Raw genomic sequence first — 6,435 nt, 5'->3', positions numbered from 1 at the left:
GCCCTCCCCGCCGCCCCGCCCAAGGCCGCCGAGCCGCTGACGATCATCTACGCCAGCGAATCCGGCAATTGCGAAGCCCTGGCCGGGTCCGTGGCCAAGCTCGCCAAGAAAAGCGGCTTCAAGCCGAAGGTGGTGGATTTCGCCGACCTCGACGTCGCCACGCTGACGGACTCCAAGAACCTCATCGCCATCGCGGCGACCTGGGGCGAAGGTGAGCCTCCGGCCCGCGCCACCCGCGCCTACAACGAGCTGATGGGCGACGGCGCTCCCCGCCTCGACGGCGTGACCTTCGGTGTGCTGGCCTTGGGTGACACCTCCTATGTGGAGTTCTGCGCCATCGGGAAGGCGCTCGACGCGCGGTTCGAGGCACTGGGCGGCAAGCGCGGCGCCGAGCGGGCCGATCTCGATCTCGATTTCGACAAGCCCGCCGCCGACTGGATCAAGAACACGCTGAAGGCGCTGGCGCCCGCGCCGAGCGCCGACAACGTCGTCGCGGTGGATTTCGCCGGCCGCGCCGCCGCCGAGGACGACGATGCCGAGCCGAGCCGCGAGCCGGTGGTGGTGGAGGTGGTGGATCACATCAACCTCAACTCGTCGCTCTCCGACAAGGAGACGATCCATCTGGCCCTCGAATTCGAGGACGGCGCTCCGGCCTACGAGCCGGGCGATTCGCTCGAAATCTATCCCGAGAACGATCCGGCCCTCGTCGAGGACATCCTCAAGGCGACGAATCTCACCGGCGACGAGGCCCTGCGCAAGGCGTTACTGTCCGAGCGCGACATCACCACACTCTCGGCCACCACCGTGGAGCGGTTCGCCAAGGCGACGGGCCATGCCGAGGCGCAGAAGCTCATCGACAGCGGCGAGCTGCGGGCCTGGATCGAGGGGCGCCACCTCATCGATCTGATCGAGACCTTTCCGGCCACCCTCTCGGCCGAGCATCTCAACACCATCACCCGTCCCCTGCCCCCGCGCGCGTACTCCATCGCTTCCTCGCGCAAAGAGGTCGGCGACGAGGTCCATCTCGTCATCGCCGCCGTGCGCTACGAGACGCATGGGCGGTCACGCTCGGGCGTCACCTCGGTGCAGGTCGCCGACCGGATCAAGAACGGAAGCAAGCTGCGCGTGAAGCTGAAACCGAACCGGCATTTCCGCCTGCCGCAGGACCCGGCCACCGACATCATCATGGTCGGCCCCGGCACCGGCGTCGCTCCTTTCCGTGCCTTCGTTCAGGAACGCCGCGCGATCGAGGCCACCGGCCGCTCGTGGCTGTTCTTCGGTGACCGTCAGTTCACCCACGACTTCCTCTACCAGCTCGAATGGCAGGAGGCCCTGGAGGACGGCTCGCTCACGAAGATCGACGTGGCCTTCTCCCGCGACCAGCCCGAGAAGATCTACGTGCAGGACCGTATCCGCCACCACGCCAAGGAAGTGGTGGAATGGCTCGACGGCGGCGCCAGCTTCTACGTCTGCGGCGACGCGAACCGGATGGCCAAGGACGTGCGCAATGCCGTCGTCCAGGCCTATGCGGAGGTCAAATCGCTGAGCGAAACCGATGCCGAGGCCGCGGTGGCGGCGCTGGAGCGGGCGCATCGCTACCAGCAGGACGTTTACTAGGGCGCGTCGTCCCTCCCCCGCGCGAACGGGGGGATGCGCATGCAGCGCCCCGACTATGAACTGAACAAGACCGGATCATCGCCATGGACGACCTGACCCCTCCCCGCACCTACGAGACCCCGCCCACCACCCGTCCCATCGACGAGGCCGAAGCGGCGCGCGAGGCGGGCCTCGCGCATAACGAGCATATCAAGATCGCGAGCGGTTTCCTGCGCGGCACCCTGGCCGACGGTCTGCTCAAGCACGCCACCGGCGCGATCTCCGAGGATGACGGCCAGCTCGTGAAGTTCCACGGGATGTACCTGCAGGACGATCGCGACCTGCGCCCCGAGCGGACCAAGAAGAAGCTCGACAAGGCCTACAGCTTCATGATCCGCCTGCGCATCGCCGGCGGGGTGGTGACACCGAAGCAGTGGCTCGTCCTCGACAACATCGCCACCACCTACGCCAACGGCACCCTGCGGGCGACCACGCGCCAGACCTTCCAGTATCACGGCGTGATCAAGTCGAACCTCAAACGCACCATGGCCGCCATCGACGGCGCCTTGCTCGATACCATCGCCGCCTGCGGCGACGTCAACCGCAACGTGATGGCCTCGACGAATCCGGCCCAGTCCGGCGCGCACAAGGCCGCCTATGAACTCGGCAAGGAGATCTCCGACAGCCTCCTGCCGAAGACCAATGCCTGGCGCGAGATCTGGCTCGATGGCGAGAAGGTGATCGGCGGCGAACCGGAATTCGAGCCCGTCTACGGCAGGACCTACCTGCCGCGTAAGTTCAAGATCGTCATTGCGGTGCCGCCCTCGAACGAGGTCGACGTCTTCGCGCACGATCTCGGCTTCATCGCCATCCTCGACAAGAAGAACAAGGTGACGGGCTGGAACGTCACCGTCGGCGGCGGCATGGGCATGACCCATGGCGAGCCCGACACCTTCCCGCGCACGGCCGACGTGATGCTGTTCTGCAAGCCCGACGAGGCGGTGCGGGTGGCCGAGGCGGTGATGACGGTCCAGCGCGACTGGGGCAACCGCAAGAACCGCAAGAACGCCCGCCTCAAGTACACGATCGAGCGGTACGGCCTCGCCGCTTTCCGCGCCGAGGTGGAGAAGCGTGTCGGCACGAAGCTCGCCGATCCCAAACCCTTCGCCTTCACCGGGAACGGCGACCGGTTCGGCTGGACCGAGGGCGATGACGGTCGTCACCACCTGACGCTCTATGTCCCGTCCGGCCGCATCAAGGATGTGGAGGGCGACGGCCCTCGACTTCTCACCGGCCTGCGCCGGATCGCGGAGATCCACGAGGGCGATTTCCGCCTCACCGGTAATCAGAACGTCATCATCGCCAACGTGCCGGGAGAGAAGCGCGTCGAGATCGAGGCGCTGGTGGACGAGTACGGCATGCAGAAGGGAGCGGGCGCCCTGCGCCGGAACTCCATCGCCTGCGTCGCCCTGCCCACCTGCGGCCTGGCCTTGGCGGAGAGCGAGCGCTACCTGCCGGACCTGATGACGGAACTGGAGGAAAGCCTCGCCTCGCACGGGCTGCAGGACGACGAGATCACGATCCGCATGACCGGCTGCCCCAATGGCTGCGCCCGTCCCTTCATCGCCGAGATCGGCTTCGTCGGTCGCGGCCCGGAGCGCTATCACCTCTATCTCGGTGCGGCCTTCGACGGCTCACGCCTCGGCAAGCTCTATGCCGAAGACGTGACCGCCTCGGAGATCAGGACGATCCTCGATCCGCTCTTCGGCGCCTACGCTCAGGGCAAGACTCCGGGTGAACGGTTCGGCGATTTCCTGATCCGTGCCGGCTACGTGGCGAGAACCTTCAACGGGCCGGATTTCCACACGAATATCGGCGCCCTGAAGGGCGTTGCCTGAACCTCTTCGACACGTGCACTGCTTCATCGATGCTGCAGTGCACGTGTCCCGGATGGTACGGTCAAGCTTAGGCGAGACACGAATATAAGTCCGGCATCGCTGAACTCTGGCCCGGCTTCGCGGTTGATCCTGCAAAGCGACCGGAGGCGACGATGGCCAAGCACGAAATCCTCAGTTTCTTCGAGCATCGTCGGGACGGTGCTTGGATTTGCGTGAAGCCGTTCACCCTCACGACGAAGCAGAGCAGCGTCGATATCCGACAGGGCATGCGGTTCGATTACGGCAAACGCGTCGGCGGCGTCGACCTCGCGGAGTATCTGGAACAGCTCGGTTCCCAGTTCGGCTCGTAAGCCGTCGGCGGCGTGGCCGAAGCGCCGGGCCGCTTTTCCCCGGCCCCTGTCGCTGACAATCAGACTGATGCTGGCACCAGACCTGCGTTCGGGGCCGATGTCGCCTGTCTAGGATCGTCTTGTCGCGGACGATGGCCAAGTCCTGCCTGATCTATCGTCCGGTGCTGGCTTGCGAAACCCCGGCTCTATCTCGTACGTCCGCCCAAGATCGGACCGGCTCTGAAGCCGGTATCGGCATGCGGATTTCATTCCCGTGGCGTTCATCCGTCTTATGCGACGGCGGCACCCTCATTGCCGTGTCTTTGACGGCCGGGAGCAGGAGACCTAGGGTCGTTCCATGACAATCTCTGTCGATCCGTTGCAGGCGAGCCTGGAAGCCGCCGCACCCACGACCCGATGCAGGATTTTGGCGACGGCGGAGAGGTTCTTTCGCGAGATCGGCTACCAGAAGACGACCGTCGCCGACATCGCCAAGACGCTCGGGATGAGCCCGGCCAATGTCTACCGGTTCTTCGACTCGAAGAAGGCGATCAACGAGGCGGTGGTCGAGCGCGTGACCCGCGAGGTCGAGGCGTTGATTGCCGGCATCGCCGTGGCGCCCGGCCTCAGCGCCGATCAGCGGGTCGCCGAAATCATCCGAGAGCTCCACCGCGACTGTATCGAGCGATGCAAGGACAATCCCCGCATCCATGAGATGGTGGAAGCCGCCATGTCGGAGAGCTGGGGGGTGTGCCGGCACCATATCGACCGGATCGGCGCCGCCCTGGAACGGGTGGTGACGGACGGGGTTCGCAGCGGTGAATTCCAGGTCGAGGATCCCGCAATCACCGCGGCTTGCCTGCATGTGGCGATCACACGCTACTGCCACCCGGTCCTGGTGAGCCAGTACCCCAACGCACCGGCTCCCCCCATCGACGCGATGATCGCCTTTCTGCTGCGCGCGCTCCACGAACCGGCCAGGAACGACGCTCCTTCAAAGGCGAGAGAGCCGGCCGAGTCGATCTAGCGAACGCTGTTGGCCGTCGGGGCTCAGCCCATCTCCGCGAGGATCGCCAAAGCCGCGGCACGGGGATCGGCGCTCTGGGTGATGGGGCGGCCGACGACGATGTGGTCGATCCCCGCTTCCATCGCCGCCGCCGGCGTCAACACGCGTTTCTGGTCGCCGACATCGTCGCCCGCCGGCCGGATGCCGGGGGTCACGATGAGTCGCGACGGCCCGATGGCGGAGCGGACGGAGGCCGCCTCGGCGGCACTGCAGACGATCCCGCCGATCCCGGCCTCTGCCGCCTGCCGCGCACGCAGGGCCACCAGATCCGCGATGGGGAGGGCGTAGCCCGCCTCGTCGGCATCGGCCTGGTCGTAGGAGGTGAGTACGGTGACGGCGAGGATCGTCGGGCCATCCCCGCCCCTTCCCCGCACGGCGGCGCGCATGGTCTGCGGGTAGGCGTGGACCGTCAGGAAGGTTACACCGAGATCGGACAACGCCCGGACGCCGTCCTCCACCGTGTTGCCGATGTCATGCAACTTCAGGTCGATGAAGACCTTGAAACCGGCCTTGGACAGCCGCTGAACCAGGGCGAGGCCGCCCGAATAGGCGAGCCGGTATCCGATCTTGTAGAACGTCGCGGCATCGCCGATCCGGTCCACCATCGCCTCGGCCTCGTGGACGCTCGGCAGGTCGAGGGCGACGATGAGGCGATTGCGCGGATCGCTGGCGGCGGGTGACGCGGCGTGGGACATGACGGGCTCCGGAGGATCGGCTGACGGATCGCCGCCCGGGCTTCCCATGTCAACGCGAAGGCGGGGTCAGCCGCGCCTCATCACCCGGGAAACCTCCTCCTTCAGTACCGGCAGCAACTCGTCGGCGAACCAGGGGTTCGTCCTGAGCCAGCCGTTGTTGCGCCAGGACGGGTGCGGCAGCGGCAGTACCCGAGGCCGACGCGGTTCCTCCAGAATGGCACGCCAGTTCCGCACCATGGCGGTGAGCCCTCCCTCGACGCGGCCGAGATGCCAGGCCTGCGCGTATTGGCCGATGACCAGAACGAGATCCATCTCGGGCAGGCCGGCGAAGAGCGCTTCGCGCCAATGCTCGGCGCATTCGCGGCGGGGCGGCTTGTCTCCGCCCTTCGCGTCGAGCCCGGGAAAACACGCGCCCATGGGGACGATGGCGAGCCGCTCGGCGTCGTAGAAATCCGGCTCGGACAGGCCGAGCCACGACCTCAGCCGGATGCCGGACGGGTCCATGAACGGGATACCGCTCTGGTGCGCCCGGTTCCCGGGAGCCTGACTGGCGATGGCGAGACGCGCCGAGGTCGAACCCTGAACGATGGGCTTCGGCTCCTGCGGCAGGCGCGCGCCATATCGAGGTGCGTCGCGACAGATTCGACAGGCGCGCAGGGCGGCGGCGGTGGATTCGAAGGGGGTCATACGAGAGGACAGGTAGTGCGGGCATCTGCCCCTGGGAATCCGGGGTGCCGGGAATCCATGCCGCGGGAACGAGAGGCCGCACCCCGCGCTTGAATCGCCATAGGAGCCGGCATTGCCGGGCTCACCCGCGAGCACGCCCGACCAGGGAATACAGGGAGCAGCCC

At 66.7% G+C, this 6,435-nt stretch carries 6 protein-coding genes; 4 read left to right on the top strand and 2 right to left on the bottom strand.

The window, feature by feature from the left end; all coding sequences use genetic code 11:
- The 4 genes from FV220_RS13795 to FV220_RS13780 all read left to right on the top strand — a co-directional run.
- On the top strand, positions 1-1,617 hold a 1,617-nt coding region (locus FV220_RS13795), incomplete at its 5' end, for a flavodoxin domain-containing protein (RefSeq protein WP_147832051.1).
- 83 nt (positions 1,618-1,700) lie between these two features.
- Positions 1,701-3,494 (top strand): NADPH-dependent assimilatory sulfite reductase hemoprotein subunit, encoded by a 1,794-nt coding sequence (locus tag FV220_RS13790; RefSeq protein WP_147832049.1) that lies wholly within the window; start codon positions 1,701-1,703, stop codon positions 3,492-3,494.
- Positions 3,495-3,646: 152 nt separating this feature from the next.
- Positions 3,647-3,844, top strand: coding sequence for a hypothetical protein (locus tag FV220_RS13785; protein ID WP_018042507.1), 198 nt, complete (start codon positions 3,647-3,649; stop codon positions 3,842-3,844).
- A gap of 337 nt (positions 3,845-4,181) precedes the next feature.
- Entirely contained in the window at positions 4,182-4,850 is a 669-nt protein-coding gene (locus tag FV220_RS13780) for a TetR/AcrR family transcriptional regulator (RefSeq protein ID WP_056143994.1), read from the top strand.
- 23 nt (positions 4,851-4,873) lie between these two features.
- Here the strand turns inward: FV220_RS13780 and pyrF are convergent, their stop codons facing one another.
- Complete coding sequence (pyrF, locus tag FV220_RS13775; RefSeq protein ID WP_147832047.1) at positions 4,874-5,584, bottom strand: orotidine-5'-phosphate decarboxylase; 711 nt, start codon at positions 5,582-5,584, stop codon at positions 4,874-4,876.
- Positions 5,585-5,650: 66 nt separating this feature from the next.
- Complete coding sequence (locus FV220_RS13770) at positions 5,651-6,271, bottom strand: uracil-DNA glycosylase family protein (protein WP_147832045.1); 621 nt, start codon at positions 6,269-6,271, stop codon at positions 5,651-5,653.
- Positions 6,272-6,435 lie beyond the last annotated feature (164 nt).

The sequence above is a fragment of the Methylobacterium sp. WL19 genome, assembly GCF_008040005.1.
GTDB classification, from domain to species: domain Bacteria; phylum Pseudomonadota; class Alphaproteobacteria; order Rhizobiales; family Beijerinckiaceae; genus Methylobacterium; species Methylobacterium bullatum.
The sequence above is the reverse complement of the archived record's forward strand: the minus strand, read 5'-3'. Positions and strand labels throughout refer to the sequence as shown.

Bases quoted from the DNA above. Each gene is read 5' to 3' on its own strand.
- FV220_RS13790 (WP_147832049.1), top strand. From the start codon at position 1,701: ATGGACGACCTGACCCCTCCCCGCACCTACGAGACCCCGCCCACCACC.
- FV220_RS13785 (WP_018042507.1), top strand. From the start codon at position 3,647: ATGGCCAAGCACGAAATCCTCAGTTTCTTCGAGCATCGTCGGGACGGT.
- FV220_RS13780 (WP_056143994.1), top strand. From the start codon at position 4,182: ATGACAATCTCTGTCGATCCGTTGCAGGCGAGCCTGGAAGCCGCCGCA.
- pyrF (WP_147832047.1), bottom strand. From the start codon at position 5,584: ATGTCCCACGCCGCGTCACCCGCCGCCAGCGATCCGCGCAATCGCCTC.
- FV220_RS13770 (WP_147832045.1), bottom strand. From the start codon at position 6,271: ATGACCCCCTTCGAATCCACCGCCGCCGCCCTGCGCGCCTGTCGAATC.